Raw genomic sequence first — 14,538 nt, 5'->3', positions numbered from 1 at the left:
CCCGCGCTCCACCGGCCGGGCCGGTCCTGTCGTACGACGGGGCCGGCCCGGTCGTGCGTCGGGAGGAAAACCGGTCGATCGGCGTCGGTGCCGGCGCGTAGCGTGCGGGGCGATGACCAGGACCAGCCTCGCCGAGCGCGACACCACCACCCCGTCCGCACCGACGAGGCCCTCGACCTCCGACCCCTCCCGCCGCGTCGACTGGCGTCGCCTGCGGGGCCCGGTCGCCACCGTGGCCCTGACCGCCTCGGTCCTGGCGGCCCTCGGCCAGACCCTCGGCACCGTGGTCGCCGGTCGGCTCGCCGCCGACCCCGTCGTCGCCCTCGTCGGGGCGCTCGCGCTCTGCGTGGTCGGCGCGGCCCTGCTCGACGCCGTCGGGCGCACCCTGTGGGCCGGGGTGGTCGACCGCGCCGAGGGCGCGCTGCGCGCCGACCTGCTCGACGCGGCGCTGCACCAGCCGCTGGCCCTGCTCTCGGAGCAGGCGGTCGGCGAGGTGCTCGACCGCGTCGACGACGACACCCACGAGGTCGGCACCCTCGTGCGCCGCCAGGTGTGGGACGCGCTGCAGACCGCCTTCGGCGTGGTGCCGCTGTGGGTCGTGGCCGGGCTCACCTGGTGGCCCGCCTGGCTGCTCTTCCCGCTCTTCGCGGTGGCCGCGGTGCTCGTGGTCCGTCCGCTGCTTCCCGAGGTCTCGCGGCGCAAGGTCGTCGAGGAGATCGCGTGGACCGACCAGGCCGCGGCGATGGAGGAGGGGGTCGCCGGGCGCGACGACCTGCGCACCAGCCTGGGCCAGGCCCACGTCGTGCGCCGCTGCGCCGAGCTCTCGGCGCGGGTGCACGAGCGCCTCGACCGGGTGCTCCAGGTGGAGACCCGCGTGGCCCGGCGCGCCGGCGTCCTGCTGCACGCGCTGCTCGCCGCCACGGGCGTGGTGGGCGTGGCCCTGGTGGTCGACGGCGGGCTGTCGGTCGCCAGCCTCGTCACCCTCTTCCTGGTCACGACCCGCTTCACCGGTCAGATCGCCACGCTGGCCCAGCACCTGCCCGACCTCCAGGCCGGACTCGGCGCCCTGATGCGGCTGCGCCAGCTGCTCGACACCGAGCCGGAGCCGGTCGGCGGCGCCCCGGTGCCGACCGGGCGCCTCGACCTCGAGCTGCGCGACCTGCACTTCTCCTACGCCGAGGGCTCCTTCGCCCTGCGCGAGGTCGACCTGCGCGTGCCGGCGGGCCGCACGTGCGCCCTGGTGGGGCGCACCGGATCGGGCAAGTCGACGCTGGCGGCGCTCGTCTCGCGCGCGGTCGACCCCGAGCCGGGCACGGTCCTGCTCGGGGGAGTCGACGTGCTCGACCTCGACCTCCAGCAGCTGCGCGCCGCGGTCGGCGTGGTCACCCAGCGCACCGAGATCCTGGCCGGCACCCTGGCCCAGAACGTCGCGCTCTTCTCCGACGTGCCCCGCGCGCGGATCGAGGCAGCGATCGCCGAGCTGGGCCTCGAGCCGTGGGTCGCGGGTCTGCCCGACGGTCTCGACACCGCGCTGGGCCCCGGCGGCACCACCTTGTCGGCGGGGGAGGAGCAGCTGGTCGCCTTCGCCCGGCTGCTCGTGCGCGACGTGGCCGTGGTGGTGCTGGACGAGGCCACCGCCCGCATGGACCCGCTCACCGAGTCGCTCGTCGTCCGTGCCGCCGACCGGCTGCTGGCCGACCGCACGGGCCTGCTCGTCGCCCACCGTCTCTCCACCACCGCCCGTGCCGACCTCGTGGCCGTGCTGGAGGCGGGCCGTGTGGTCGAGCAGGGCCCGCGCGCCGTGCTGGCCGCCGGCCCGGGCCGCTTCCGCACCCTGCTCGACGCCGGCGGCGAGGACGCCCTGCAGGCCGCGCAGCCGGGGGACCCGGGGGGCCTGGGCCGGCCGGGCACGTCGGCGGAGTCGGCGGAGTCGTCGGGGTCGGAGTCGTCGGGGGCCCCGGTCGCGACCGCGGTGGGCGGGCGTCGGCGCAGCGGCCCGCCGCCCGCGCTGCCCGAGGTCGGGGGCGGGCGCAGCCTGGCCGGCGGCATCAGGCACGCCCTGGCGATCCGGCCCGCGTGGGGCCTGGTCGGTGCGGCCCTGTTCCTGCTGGCCTCCCTGACGGGGGCCTACGGCGCGGCCACCGGCTTCGTGTGGGGCCGCCTGGTCCAGGGCCTCGAGCAGGGCGACGCGACGACGGGCACGACCGTGGGCCTGACGGTGGTGCTCGTGGCGGCGCTCATGGTCGCGCCGCTCATGCTGGCGGAGGCCTTCCGCCGCTACCCCCGCTGGTGGATCGAGGTCATGCTCCGGGTGCGCATGGCGGTGCTGGTCGGGCAGACCGGCCAGGAGCGCCTCACCCGCACCCCGCCCGGGGAGGTGGTGGCCCGCGCCATGGACGCCGACCGTTTCGCGCGCTACGCCGACCGGTGGGTCGACTTCGTCAACGGCCTGATCATCATCGTCGTCACCACCCTGCTCTCCGGCAGCCCGCTGGCGGGCGCGGTGCTGCTCGCGGTGATGGTGGCCTCGGCGCTGGCCTCCTCGGTCGGTCGTCCGATCGCCGGGCGCTCCGCGGCCGCGTCGTCGGCGGCGCGGGCCCGCTTCGGCCGCTCCCTGGTCTCGGCCCTGGAGTCGAGCCGCACGGTCAAGCTCGCCGCGGCGACCCCGGCCGTGCACGCCCACCTGCGCCACGTCGACGGCGGACGCGTCGAGGCGGCGGTGCGCGAGCACCGGGTGCAGGCCGTGCTCGACGGCGTGCCGGTGGTCATGGTGCAGTGCGGCGTCGTGGCCGCCTGGGCCGTGCTCGTCGCGGGTGGCTGGGACCTCGCCACCGCGCTGCTGGTCGCCAACGCCGTCAACGGCTTCGACTGGTTCGGCCGGGTGGCCGGGTCGGTCATCACCGAGGCCCCCGGCACCCGCGCCTGGCAGCAGGCGACCAGCCGGCTCGCCGGCGGCGTCGACCTGATGGACCTGCCCCCCGGCGTCGACCTCGTCGCCGGCGCCGCCCCCGAGCCCGCCCCCAGCGACCGCGTGCCGCTGCGCCGTCTCGAGCTGCGCGGCGTCGACGCCGTGCACGACGACGGCACCCGGGGCGTCGTAGGGGTCGACCTGACCGTCGAGGCCGGCGAGCTGGTGCTGGTGCTCGGGCAGGTGGGCTCGGGCAAGTCCAGCCTGCTCGCCGCGCTGGCCGGGCTCGTCTCCCACACCGGCTCGATCCGGTGGAACGACGTGGAGGTCGACGACCCGCAGCTGTTCCTGCGACCGGGGCAGGTCGCGCACGTCGCCCAGGTGCCGCGGGTGCTCTCGGGCACCTTCGACGACAACGTGCGGCTGGGCCACGCCCGCGGTCTCGACCGCGCCGTCGTCGACGCGCGGCTGCAGGCCGACGTCGACGAGGCCGGCGGCCCGCACGCCGTGGTCGGCCACCGCGGGGTGCGCCTCTCCGGCGGTCAGGTCCAGCGCCTGGCCCTGGCCCGGGCGCTGGCCGCCGACACCGAGCTGCTGCTGGCCGACGACGTCTCCAGCGCCCTCGACGCCGCCACCGAGATCGAGCTGTGGACGGCCCTGCGCGGTCGCGGCACGACCGTGCTGGGCGCCACCTCCAAGCAGGCCGCCCTGGCCGAGGCCGACCGCGTGGTCGTGCTGCTCGACGGGGAGGTGGCCGAGGTGGGCCCGTGGCGCGAGCTGTCGTCGCGCTGGGCCCACCTGGCCGGCTGAGCCGGCGGCGGCCGGCTGGGTCCCCGCAGGTCTGGCACGCTGGTGGCTCCGCCCGTCCCGCCCGTCGAGGAGCCCCCGTGCGTCGTACCGTCCGCGCAGCCGACCGTGTGCCCAGCCGTGTGCCCAGCCGCCTGCCCAGCCGCCTGCCCAGCCGTCTGCCCGCCCTCCTGGCCGGCTGCGTGCTCGCGGCCTCGCTGACCGCCTGCTCCGAGGAGCAGGTGCGTGACGCGGCCTCCGACGCCGCGGGCGACGCCGCCTGCTCGGTGGCGCGGGAGGCGATGGGGCAGGTCGCCGACCAGGCCGGTGCGGTGGCCGACCGGATCGGCGCCGACCCCGCCGCCGCCGAGCGGGAGCTGACGGCGCTGCGCGACACCCTCGCCGCGGCCGAGGACAACCTCGGCGGGGAGACCAGGGCGCGCCTGGAGGAGGCCCGCACGGCCCTCGACGGGCTGGCCGCCGAGGCCGAGCAGCACGCCGAGGGCACGCCCGTGGACCGCGCCGCGGTGCAGCGCGAGCGTGAGCGGCTCAGCGAGGCCGTGCAGGGGCTGCGCGAGGTCTGCTGAGGCCGTGGACGCCTCCCGGCGTGAGACCTCTCACGATCCACGGCGATCGGCGTCCCAGGAATAGCCGCGGGCGCCGCCGGGGTTGGAGCATGGAGTCACCCCCGACTTGGATCGATCGAAGGCTCTCCCCATGACGACCCCCGCTCCCGCCCCCGAGCGCACCGGCGCCCACCCGCGCTACGCGCTGGCCGTGCTGGCGCTGGCCCTCGGCGGCTTCGCGATCGGCACGACCGAGTTCGTGACCATGGGCCTGCTGCCCCAGATCGCCGAGGGCATCGGCGTCTCCGAGCCCACCGCGGGCCACGTGATCTCCGCCTACGCCCTGGGCGTGGTCGCCGGGGTGCCGGTCCTGTCGTTCTTCGCCGCGCGGCTGCCCCGGCGCGGCCTGCTGGTGGGACTGATGGGCGCCTACGCGCTCTTCAACGTGCTCAGCGCCCTCGCGACCGGCTACGGCATGCTCACCGCCGCCCGCTTCCTCGACGGTCTGCCCCACGGCGCCTACTTCGGCGTCGCCTCGCTGGTCGCGGCCGAGCTCGCGGCCCCCGACAAGCGCGGCCGGGCGGTGGCCGCGGTGATGCTGGGCCTCTCGGTGGCCAACGTGGTGGGCGTGCCCGCCGCGACCTTCGTGGGGCAGAACCTCGGCTGGCGCGCGGCCTACGTCGGCACCGCGGTCATCGCCGCCCTCACCATGGCCCTCGTCCTCGCCTTCGTGCCCTCCCGCCCGGGCGACCCGGAGGCCACCGGCGCCAAGGAGGCGCGCGAGTTCTTCGGCTCCAGCCAGGTCTGGCTGACCATGGCGGCCGGGGCGATCGGCTTCGGCGGCATGTTCGCGGTCTACTCCTACATCGCCACCACCGTGACCGACGTCGCGATGCTCGGCTCGGGCACCGTGCCGGTCTTCCTGCTGGCCTTCGGCCTCGGCATGGTCGCCGGCACGTGGGTGGCGGGCGAGCTGGCCTCGTGGTCGGTGTTCCGCTCGCTGATCGTCTCGGGCGTCGGCTCGGGCGTGCTGATGCTGGCCTTCTGGGCCGTGGCCCCCTACGGCTGGTTCCTGCTGCCCGTGGTCTTCCTCATCACCGCCGTGGGCTCGATCCTCGTCGTCAACCTCCAGCTGCGGCTGATGGACGTGGCCGGTGACGCCGTCACCCTGGGCGCGGCCATGAACCACGCGGCCCTCAACGCCGCCAACGCCCTGGGCGCCTGGCTGGGCGGCGTGGTCATCGCCGCCGGCTACGGCTACCGCGCCCCCGCGCTGGTCGGTGCGGCGCTCTCGGTGCTGGGCGTGGCGATCCTGCTGCTCGCCTCCTGGCACGACAAGCGCGGCGCGGGCCGCACCCCCGTCGACGTGGGTGCCGGCGAGGAGCGCTCCTACGCCCCGGTGTCGAGCCGGTCGTAGAGGACGAGGTCGGCCCGCCCGTCGCGCACGAGGGCGCCGAGCCGCTCGACGCCGTAGGTGGTGAACCCGGCCTGCTCGATCACCCGCCGCGAGGCGGTGTTGCCGGTGGCCGCGGCGCAGCTGACCCGGCGCACCATGAGGTCGTCGAAGGCGTGGCGCGCCACGGCGCGCAGCGCCCGGGTCGCCACGCCCGTGCCGCGGGCGTCGGGGTGGGTCCAGTAGCCGATCTCGCAGGTGACGTACGGCGTCAGGGCGAACCACCCGACCGAGGCCAGTGCACGGTCGGGCTCGGCGGGGTCGACCACGGCCCAGTTCACCGCGCCGCCGGTGGCGAGCCGCTCGGTGACGTCCTCGAGCCAGGCCCGCGCGTCGCGGTCGGTGTAGGGCGCGGGCAGCTGCCCGAGCCAGCGCTGGCTCTCGGGGTCGCTGCACGCCTCGACGACCCGCGCGACGTCGGTGTCGCGCCACGGCCGCAGCAGCAGCCCGTCGGCCTCCAGCGTCGGCACCTCCAGCCAGCGGGTGCGCGGCCGGCGCGGGTCGGTGCTGCGCAGCGTGCCGACCCAGGCGTCGTGGAGCTCGCCGCGCTGGGGCAGCCACGCCCGCAGCGAGCCGTCGACCTCGAAGCCCAGGCGCCACGCGGTCTTGCGCGAGGCCCAGTTGCCGCGCTCGGCCCACCAGACGACCGTGCGCAGGCCCTGCTGCTCGAAGCCCCAGTCGAGGAGCACCCGCAGCGCCTGCTCGACGGCCCCGGTGCCGCGCACCCACGGGTGGGCGGCGTAGGCGACCTCGGCGCGGTCGCTGCCCTCCGGGCGCAGCGACGCGCTGCCGGCGTACCGGCCGTCGACCTCGACGACGAAGCCCCACTCGCTGCCGTCGGCCCAGCCGGCGGGCATGACGCGGCCCACGAAGTCCTCGGCCATCTCGCGGGTGTAGGGGACCGGCACGGTGGTCCAGCGCTGGGTGAGGGGGTCCTGGCACTGCTCGAGGCAGCCCTGGGCGTCCTCGGGGCGGTGGCCTCGCAGCACCACGGTCCGGCCGCCCTCGTGCGAGGTGAGGACGGGGGCGGCGCTCGGCGATGGTGGCGGGGTCATGGCGCGCACCCTGCCAAGCGGGCCGGTGCTCGGGCAACCGGGTTGTGGGGCCGGGGGAGGACCCGGGCCGGCGTCGGGGAGAATGGGCCCATGCCCGCCACGACCGAGCCGGACGTCGCCGTCCCCAGCGCCCCCACCGGGGGCGCGCGCCCCCGGGTCCTCTCCGGGATCCAGCCGACCGCCGACTCCTTCCACTTCGGCAACTACCTCGGCGCGACCCGGCAGTGGGTCGACCTCCAGCGCGACCACCAGCCGTTCTTCTTCATCGCCGACCTGCACGCGATCACCGTCGAGCAGGACCCCAAGGTGCTGCGCGAGCGCTGCCTGCGCGCCGCGGCCCAGCTGCTGGCGATGGGCGTCGACCCGGCCCGCTCGGCGATCTTCGTGCAGAGCCAGGTGCCCGAGCACGCCCAGCTCGGCTGGGTGCTGCAGTGCCTCACCGGCTTCGGCGAGGCGCGGCGCATGACGCAGTTCAAGGACAAGTCGGCCAAGGCGGGGGAGGGGGCCGCGTCGGTCGGCCTGTTCACCTACCCCGTGCTCCAGGCCGCCGACATCCTGCTCTACCGCCCCCACTACGTGCCGGTGGGCGAGGACCAGCGCCAGCACCTCGAGCTGACCCGCGACCTCGCCCAGCGCTTCAACCACCGCTACAAGAAGACCTTCCGGCTGCCCGAGCCCTACATCCTCAAGGCCACGGCCAAGATCGCCGACCTGCAGGACCCCACCGCGAAGATGTCGAAGTCGGCGTCCTCGCCGGCCGGCATCGTGGAGATGCTCGACGACCCCAGGGTGAGCGCGAAGAAGATCCGCTCGGCCGTGACCGACTCCGGCTCCGAGGTCCGCTTCGACCCCGAGGAGAAGGCCGGCGTCAGCAACCTGCTCACGATCTACTCCGCCCTCACCGGCGAGGCGGTCTCCGCCCTGGAGGAGCAGTACGCCGGGCGCGGCTACGGCGACCTGAAGAAGGACCTGGCCGAGGTGGTGGTCGACTTCGTGACGCCCTTCCGCGAGCGCACCCTGGAGCTGCTCGACGACCAGGCCCACCTCAGCGCCGTGCTCGAGCAGGGCCGCCAGCAGGCGGCGGAGGTCGCCGAGGCGACCCTGCGCGACGTCTACCAGCGGGTCGGGTTCGTCGCCCCGTCCCGCTAGGGTCGCACCGTGATCACGATCGGCGTGGCGGTGGCGATCCCGGAGCCCTGGGCCAGCGAGCTCCAGGACTACCGGGCCTCCGTCGGTGACGCCACCGCGGCCATGATCCCGACCCACATCACGCTGGTGCCGCCGACCGACATCGTCGACGGCGAGCTCGAGCAGGTCTCCGACCACCTGCGCTCGGTGGCCGACGGTCTCGACGGCTTCCGGGTGCACCTGCGCGGCACGGGCACCTTCCGCCCCGTCTCGCCGGTCGTGTTCGTGATGCTCGCCGAGGGGATCTCGCAGTGCGAGCAGCTGGCCGAGGCCGTGCGCCGGGGGCCGCTCGACGTCGACCTGAGCTTCCCCTACCACCCCCACGTCACGGTCGCCCACCACCTCGACGACGAGCGGCTCGACCGCGCCTTCGCCGAGCTCGCCGACTTCGAGTGCACCTTCGACGTGACCGACTTCCACCTCTACGTCCACGACGAGGCCCACGGCTGGCGCCCGCGCCACGAGTTCGTGCTCGGCGCCGGCGCGCAGGCCCGCTGATGGCCTCCGTCGTGCAGCGGGCCCAGGACGCCCTGCGAGGGCTGCGCCGGCGGCGCCCGGGCGTCGACCACGTCCTGCTCATGCAGGAGCACTACGGCGCGGTCAAGGCCGGCCAGCAGGCCGGCGCCGTGACGTACTTCGGGTTCCTGTCGGTCTTCCCGATCCTGGCCCTGGCCCTCTTCGTCGTCGGCTACGTCTCCCAGGTCTACCCCGGCGCCAACCAGGACCTGCGCGAGGCGATCGACCAGCTGCTGCCCGGGCTGATCGGACAGGACGAGGGCCAGGTCTCGCTGGCCGACATCCGCACCTTCTCCGGCTGGGCCGCCGTCATCGGCCTGGCAGGCGTCCTCTACTCGGGCCTCGGGTGGCTCTCCGCCCTGCGCGACGCCCTCCTGGTCGTCTTCGAGACCCCCACCCGCGAGCTGCCCGGCTTCGTGGTGGGCAAGCTGCGCGACCTCGTGACCCTGGTGGTGCTGGGCTCGGTGCTCCTGCTCTCGGTGGCCGTCGCCGGCCTGGTGAGCGCGTTCTCGACCGTCATCCTCGACGCCCTCGGCCTGGGCGAGGAGCTGTCGTGGCTGGTGCGGCTGCTCACGGTGGTCTTCGGCCTGGCCGCCAACACGGTGCTGTTCTACGCGATGTTCCGGCTGCTGGCCGAGCCCCACGTGCCCGCGCGCTCGCTGTGGCAGGGGGCGCTGCTCGGCGCCGTGGTCTTCGAGGTCCTCAAGCAGCTCTCCGGGGTGCTGCTCGCCGCCACCCGCGAGCAGCCGGCGGCCCAGGCCTTCGGGATCGCACTGATCCTGCTGGTGTGGATCAACTACTTCTCCCGCCTCGTGCTCTACGCCGCGGCCTTCGCCTTCACCACGCGCGCCGCGCGCGCAGCCCGGGTCGCCGAGCCGGCCGACCCGGTGCAGGGCCCGCCGCTGGCGTCCGCGGGTGCGCTCGACGGCACCGCCCGCGCCGGTGAGGCGGCGGGCTCGCGGGTCCGGCCCTTCGTGGCCGGGGCCGCCACCGGCGCGGCGGCGCTCGCCGTCGTGCTCAGGACGACCAAGGGGGAGGACCGATGAGGTTCGAGCGCAAGCACGGCTGGCTGCTGGTGGGGGTGGCGGTGTGGAACGTCGTGACCTACGCGATGTTCACCCGCAACCTCTGGTCGGCGCACGCCTCGGGGGAGGACCGCCCGACCGGCTACTGGGTGGCCCACACCGTGCTGATCGTGGTCAACCTGGTCATCGCCGTCGTGCTGGGCCGCCTCGGCCTGAAGGCGCTGCGGGCCCGCGCCCAGGACTGACCGGCAGACCGGCACCCGCCCACGACGAAGGGCCCCGACCGCTCGCGGTCGGGGCCCTTCGTGTGGTGGTGCGGGGGACTCGGTGGTGCTCTCAGTGGCCGTTGCGGATCGCCGTGCGCAGGTCGCGGTTGAGCTGGGAGATCACGTCGAGCGGGATCTCCTTGGGGCACGCCGCGGTGCACTCGCCGATGTTGGTGCAGCCGCCGAAGCCCTCGTGGTCGTGCTGGGCGACCATGTTGACCACGCGCTCGTCGCGCTCGGGCTGGCCCTGGGGGAGTCGGCCGAGGTGGGTGATCTTGGCGCCCATGAAGAGCGAGGCCGACCCGTTGGGGCAGGCGGCGACGCAGGCGCCGCAGCCGATGCAGGTGGCGACGTTGAAGGCCTTGAGTGCGTCGGCCTGCGGCACCGGGGTGGCGTGGGCGTCGGGCGCAGCACCGGTGTTGACCGACACGTAGCCGCCGGCCTGGATGATCCGGTCGAAGGCCGAGCGGTCGACGATCAGGTCCTTGATCACCGGGAAGGCGCTGGCACGCCAGGGCTCGATGGTGATCTCCTGGCCGTCCTTGAAGGACCGCATGTGCAGCTGGCAGGTCGTGGTGACCTCGGGGCCGTGGGCCTGACCGTCGATCATCAGGTCGCACGAGCCGCAGATGCCCTCACGGCAGTCGTGGTCGAAGGCGACCGGGTCCTCGCCCTGCTCGTTGAGCTGCTCGTTGAGCACGTCGAGCATCTCCAGGAAGCTCATGTCCTCGGAGATGTCCTGCACGTGGTACTGGTGCATGGCGCCGGCGGCGGTGGGGTTGGCCTGCCGCCAGATGTTGAGGGTCAGGTTCACTTGTAGCTCCGCTGCTTCATCTCGATGGCCGTGTAGAGAAGGTCTTCCTTGTGCAGCACCGGCTGGCCGGCGTCGCCGCCGAACTCCCAGGCCGCGACGTAGGCGAACTCGTCGTCGTGGCGCAGCGCCTCGCCCTCGTCGGTCTGCGACTCGGCGCGGAAGTGGCCGCCGCAGGACTCGCGGCGGTTGAGGGCGTCGATGCACATGAGCTCGCCGAGCTCGATGAAGTCGGCGACGCGGCCGGCCTTCTCGAGGCTCTGGTTCAGGCTGTCGGCCGTGCCGAGCACCTTGAGGTTGCTCCAGAAGTCGGCCTTGAGCTCGCGGATCATGTCGATCGCCTTGCGCAGCCCGGGCTCGGAGCGCTCCATGCCGCAGTACTCCCACATGATGTGGCCCAGCTCCTTGTGGTAGCTGTCGGCCGAGCGGGTGCCCTGGATGGAGAGCAGCTTCGCGATCCGGTCCTCGACGGACTTCTTGGCCTCGGCCACCGCCGGGTGCGACTCGTCGATCGGCGCGAAGGGCGCGTGCGCGAGGTAGTCGCGGATGGTGTTGGGCAGCACGAAGTAGCCGTCGGCCAGGCCCTGCATCAGCGCCGAGGCGCCGAGGCGGTTGGCGCCGTGGTCGGAGAAGTTGGCCTCGCCGGCGACGAAGAGCCCCTCGAGGTTGGACTGGAGGTCGTAGTCGACCCACAGACCGCCCATGACGTAGTGCACGGCGGGGTAGATCCGCATCGGGACCTCGTAGGGGTTCTCACCCGTGATCCGCTCGTACATGTCGAAGAGGTTGTCGTACTTGGCCTCGATGCCGTCCTTGCCCAGGCGCGCGATGGCGTCGGAGAAGTCGAGGTAGACGCCGCGGCGGAAGTCGCCGACCATCGGGCCGACGCCGCGGCCCTCGTCGCAGACGTTCTTGGCCTGGCGCGAGGCGATGTCGCGGGGCACCAGGTTGCCGAAGGAGGGGTAGATCCGCTCGAGGTAGTAGTCGCGGTCCTCCTCGGGGATGTCGCGCGGGTCCTTGTCGCAGTCCTCGGCCTTCTTGGGCACCCAGATGCGGCCGTCGTTGCGCAGCGACTCCGACATCAGGGTCAGCTTCGACTGGTGCTCGCCCGAGACCGGGATGCAGGTCGGGTGGATCTGGGTGTAGCAGGGGTTGGCCATGTAGGCGCCCTTGCGGTGGGCCCGCCACGTCGCGGTGACGTTGCAGCCCATGGCGTTGGTGGAGAGGAAGAAGACGTTGCCGTAGCCGCCGGAGGCGAGCACGACCGCGTCGGCGAGGTGGGTCTCGATCTCGCCGGTGGCCATGTCGCGGGCGATGATGCCGCGGGCCTTGCCGTCGACCATGACCAGCTCGAGCATCTCGTGGCGGGTGAAGGTGGTGACGGTGCCGGCGGCGACCTGGCGCTCCAGGGCCTGGTAGGCGCCGATGAGCAGCTGCTGGCCGGTCTGGCCGCGGGCGTAGAAGGTGCGCGAGACCTGCACGCCGCCGAAGGAGCGGTTGTCGAGCAGGCCGCCGTACTCACGGGCGAAGGGCACGCCCTGGGCGACGCACTGGTCGATGATGTTGGTGCTGACCTCGGCCAGGCGGTAGACGTTCGACTCGCGCGAGCGGTAGTCGCCGCCCTTGACGGTGTCGTAGAAGAGGCGGTGGACGGAGTCGCCGTCCTCCTTGTAGTTCTTCGCGGCGTTGATGCCGCCCTGCGCGGCGATGGAGTGCGCCCGGCGCGGGGAGTCCTGGTAGCAGAACGACTTCACGTTGTAGCCGGCCTCGCCGAGCGTGGCCGCGGCCGCGCCGCCGGCGAGCCCGGTGCCGACGATGATGACGTTCAGCTTGCGCCGGTTGGCGGGGTTGACCAGCGCGTTGGAGAACTTGCGGTTGGTCCAGCGCATCGCGATGGGGCCGGTCGGCGCCTTCTCGTCGACGAGCGGCGCACCGGGCGTGTAGTAGCCGTGGGCGTCGTCGGACTGCTGCTGCGACGGCTGGTTGAGGTACGTGTCGGTGGTTGCCATGGAGGGGCTCCCTTTACTCGATGACGCCGAAGAGGGTGAACAGGGGGACCAGCGAGAATCCGCCGGCGACGACCACGGCGACGACCCAGCCGGCCAGGCGTGCCCGGGAGCGGGCGGCGACGGTCTGGGTGAAGCCGAGGGTCTGCATCGCGCTGAAGGTGCCGTGGTGCAGGTGCATCGCCAGCGCGGCCATCGCGACCAGGTAGATGAGCGTCATCCACCACAGGTCGAAGGTGTCGACCATCAGCTGGTAGGGGTTGTTGGTCTCCCCGCCGGCCGGGTTGATCTTCACGATCGAGAAGTTGAGCAGGTGCCACACGAGGAACGCCAGGATCGTCAGGCCGCCCCACCGCATGGTCCGCGAGGACAGCGAGGAGTTGCGGCGCTTGGCGACCTGGTACTTCACCGGCCGGGCGTCGCTGGCGCGCTTCCACAGCGCGAACGCCGAGGCCACGTGGACCACCAGCGCGGCGATGAGGCCGAGACGCAGGATCCACAGCAGGCCGCTCTCGGGGAGCAGGGGCTCCCCGATGGTGCGCAGGTGCTCGGCGTACTCGTTGAACGACTCCTCGCCACCGAAGGCCTTGAGGTTGCCGTACATGTGCGCGAGGACGAATCCGATGAACACCAGCCCGCTGGCGGCCATCAGGATCTTCAGCGTGATCGTCGAGCGCGAAGCGCGCGCTCCTCTGACGAGAGTCGGGGTTGCCACATCACAAACGCTACCCCCCATCTGGGGGGTGAGTTCCATCGTGGCGTGTGACATATCCCCCGTCGACGGGACCCGCCGGCCCTCAGGACCGGCTCAGGCGCCGCTCAGGGTGGGTTCAGACCCCGTGCGCGGGGCGGGCGCCCGCGTGACCCCGGGCCAGGCGGTCCAGGTGGCCGAGGAGCTCGTCGGCGGCGTCGGTCCACGAGCGGTCGAGCGACAGCTCGCGGCCCCGATGACCGAGCAGGGCGCGCCGCGGGTCGGCGGCCACCGCCGCCACCGCGCGGGCCAGGGCCCCGGGACGGTCGGGGTCGTAGAGCAGGCCGGTCTCCAGTGGCAGCACGAGGTCGCGGGCGCCCCCGCTGCGCGGCGCCACCAGGGGCAGCGCGCTCGCGGCGCCCTCGCGCAGCGCGTGGCAGCAGGTCTCCTCCTCGCCGGGGTGCACCAGGACGTCGAGGGAGGCCAGCGCTACGGTGAGGTCGCCGGTCGACAGTGCGCCGGTGACCTTGGCCGCGGGCAGTCGCTCGCGCAGCCAGTCCTCCTGCGGCCCGGTGCCGATGACGACGGGTCGGATGCCCGGCACGTCGGCCAGCTCGGCCAGCCGCCGCACCCCGTGGCGCTTGTGCAGGCTGCCGACGTAGCCGACCACCACCAGGGGGCCGCGGGCCGAGCGCGCCCGCGCCCAGTGGTCGTGGAGCCACGGGTCGCGCAGGGCCGGGGTGTAGGCGCGGGCGTCGACCCCCGGCAGCCACGTGCCGGCGGTGACGCCGAGGGAGGAGAAGCGACCGGCCAGCCAGGGGGCGGTGACAAGGAGGTGGTCGGTGCGCTCGGCGACCGTGCTGCGCCAGCGCTCCCAGGTCAGGTCGCGCGGCGGGGTCTGCTGCACGACCAGGGAGGGCACGCCTGTGCGGTGGGTGTGCTTGAGCGCCTTGCGACCGATCGTGCCCGGCCCCGTGACCTGCACGACGTCGGGCGCGAACGCGTCGAGGGCCGCCCGGACCTGGCCGCCCGGCCTGGTCAGCGCGCTGACGCGCACGACCCGGGCGCCGCGGTAGGTCGCCAGCCCTGGCCCGCTCGCGACCACCACCACCTGGTGGCCACGGTCGACGAGACGGTCGACCACCGCCCTGACCGTCGTGGTGGTGCCGTCGACGGCGGGCAGGAAGGACTCGGAGACCACGGCGATCCGCATGCGCCCACGGTGGGCCCGCCGGACGACGGCACCGCGACGGGCGCGCGGCCTGAG

General features: G+C 74.0%; 12 protein-coding genes. 7 read left to right on the top strand and 5 right to left on the bottom strand.

What is annotated here, in order from left to right:
- The first annotated feature begins 112 nt into the window (after positions 1 to 112).
- The 3 genes from IR170_RS04120 to IR170_RS04110 all read left to right on the top strand — a co-directional run bounded on the left by IR170_RS04120 (position 113) and on the right by IR170_RS04110 (position 5,677).
- Positions 113 to 3,718, top strand: coding sequence for an ATP-binding cassette domain-containing protein (locus tag IR170_RS04120; RefSeq protein WP_193661284.1), 3,606 nt, complete (start codon positions 113 to 115; stop codon positions 3,716 to 3,718).
- A gap of 77 nt (positions 3,719 to 3,795) precedes the next feature.
- On the top strand, positions 3,796 to 4,281 hold the full coding sequence (locus IR170_RS04115) for a hypothetical protein (RefSeq protein ID WP_193661283.1): 486 nt from the start codon (positions 3,796 to 3,798) through the stop codon (positions 4,279 to 4,281).
- Between the two features lie 130 nt (positions 4,282 to 4,411).
- Entirely contained in the window at positions 4,412 to 5,677 is a 1,266-nt protein-coding gene (locus IR170_RS04110; protein WP_193661282.1) for an MFS transporter, read from the top strand.
- Here the strand turns inward: IR170_RS04110 and IR170_RS04105 are convergent.
- The gene (locus IR170_RS04105; protein ID WP_193661281.1) at positions 5,650 to 6,768 is read right to left on the bottom strand and encodes a GNAT family N-acetyltransferase; all 1,119 of its coding nucleotides are present in this window, start codon (positions 6,766 to 6,768) and stop codon (positions 5,650 to 5,652) included. The genes IR170_RS04110 and IR170_RS04105 overlap by 28 nt on opposite strands.
- A 90-nt stretch (positions 6,769 to 6,858) precedes the next feature.
- Between IR170_RS04105 and trpS the strand changes: the two genes are divergently transcribed.
- Genes trpS through IR170_RS04085 form a run of 4 tightly spaced genes read left to right on the top strand, consistent with a single transcriptional unit; the run spans position 6,859 to position 9,742 of the window.
- On the top strand, positions 6,859 to 7,917 hold the full coding sequence (gene trpS, locus IR170_RS04100) for a tryptophan--tRNA ligase (protein ID WP_056863857.1): 1,059 nt from the start codon (positions 6,859 to 6,861) through the stop codon (positions 7,915 to 7,917).
- A gap of 9 nt (positions 7,918 to 7,926) precedes the next feature.
- The gene (locus IR170_RS04095; RefSeq protein ID WP_193661280.1) at positions 7,927 to 8,454 is read left to right on the top strand and encodes a 2'-5' RNA ligase family protein; all 528 of its coding nucleotides are present in this window, start codon (positions 7,927 to 7,929) and stop codon (positions 8,452 to 8,454) included.
- Positions 8,454 to 9,518, top strand: a complete 1,065-nt coding sequence (locus IR170_RS04090) for a YihY/virulence factor BrkB family protein (protein ID WP_193661279.1) — start codon at positions 8,454 to 8,456, stop codon at positions 9,516 to 9,518. The genes IR170_RS04095 and IR170_RS04090 overlap by 1 nt, the downstream gene beginning before the upstream one ends.
- Positions 9,515 to 9,742 (top strand): SCO4848 family membrane protein, encoded by a 228-nt coding sequence (locus tag IR170_RS04085; protein ID WP_056903686.1) that lies wholly within the window; start codon positions 9,515 to 9,517, stop codon positions 9,740 to 9,742. Before IR170_RS04090 ends, IR170_RS04085 begins: the two co-directional genes overlap by 4 nt.
- A 91-nt stretch (positions 9,743 to 9,833) precedes the next feature.
- Here IR170_RS04085 and IR170_RS04080 read toward each other — a convergent pair whose 3' ends face one another.
- The 4 genes from IR170_RS04080 to IR170_RS04065 all read right to left on the bottom strand — a co-directional run bounded on the left by IR170_RS04080 (position 9,834) and on the right by IR170_RS04065 (position 14,484).
- On the bottom strand, positions 9,834 to 10,577 hold the full coding sequence (locus IR170_RS04080; RefSeq protein WP_056863861.1) for a succinate dehydrogenase/fumarate reductase iron-sulfur subunit: 744 nt from the start codon (positions 10,575 to 10,577) through the stop codon (positions 9,834 to 9,836).
- Entirely contained in the window at positions 10,574 to 12,583 is a 2,010-nt protein-coding gene (locus tag IR170_RS04075; protein WP_193661278.1) for a fumarate reductase/succinate dehydrogenase flavoprotein subunit, read from the bottom strand. Before IR170_RS04075 ends, IR170_RS04080 begins: the two co-directional genes overlap by 4 nt.
- Positions 12,584 to 12,596: 13 nt before the next feature.
- The gene (locus IR170_RS04070) at positions 12,597 to 13,295 is read right to left on the bottom strand and encodes a succinate dehydrogenase cytochrome b subunit (protein ID WP_056863863.1); all 699 of its coding nucleotides are present in this window, start codon (positions 13,293 to 13,295) and stop codon (positions 12,597 to 12,599) included.
- Between the two features lie 115 nt (positions 13,296 to 13,410).
- Complete coding sequence (locus IR170_RS04065) at positions 13,411 to 14,484, bottom strand: glycosyltransferase (RefSeq protein WP_193661277.1); 1,074 nt, start codon at positions 14,482 to 14,484, stop codon at positions 13,411 to 13,413.
- Positions 14,485 to 14,538 lie beyond the last annotated feature (54 nt).

The organism is Nocardioides kribbensis (assembly GCF_015070375.1).
Taxonomy (GTDB): domain Bacteria; phylum Actinomycetota; class Actinomycetes; order Propionibacteriales; family Nocardioidaceae; genus Nocardioides; species Nocardioides kribbensis.
Note: the sequence above shows the minus strand (reverse complement) of the source record. Positions and strands in the feature narration are given on the sequence as shown.

Bases quoted from the DNA above. Each gene is read 5' to 3' on its own strand.
- trpS (WP_056863857.1), top strand. From the start codon at position 6,859: ATGCCCGCCACGACCGAGCCGGACGTCGCCGTCCCCAGCGCCCCCACC.
- IR170_RS04105 (WP_193661281.1), bottom strand. From the start codon at position 6,768: ATGACCCCGCCACCATCGCCGAGCGCCGCCCCCGTCCTCACCTCGCAC.
- IR170_RS04120 (WP_193661284.1), top strand. From the start codon at position 113: ATGACCAGGACCAGCCTCGCCGAGCGCGACACCACCACCCCGTCCGCA.
- IR170_RS04085 (WP_056903686.1), top strand. From the start codon at position 9,515: ATGAGGTTCGAGCGCAAGCACGGCTGGCTGCTGGTGGGGGTGGCGGTG.
- IR170_RS04090 (WP_193661279.1), top strand. From the start codon at position 8,454: ATGGCCTCCGTCGTGCAGCGGGCCCAGGACGCCCTGCGAGGGCTGCGC.
- IR170_RS04065 (WP_193661277.1), bottom strand. From the start codon at position 14,484: ATGCGGATCGCCGTGGTCTCCGAGTCCTTCCTGCCCGCCGTCGACGGC.
- IR170_RS04075 (WP_193661278.1), bottom strand. From the start codon at position 12,583: ATGGCAACCACCGACACGTACCTCAACCAGCCGTCGCAGCAGCAGTCC.
- IR170_RS04110 (WP_193661282.1), top strand. From the start codon at position 4,412: ATGACGACCCCCGCTCCCGCCCCCGAGCGCACCGGCGCCCACCCGCGC.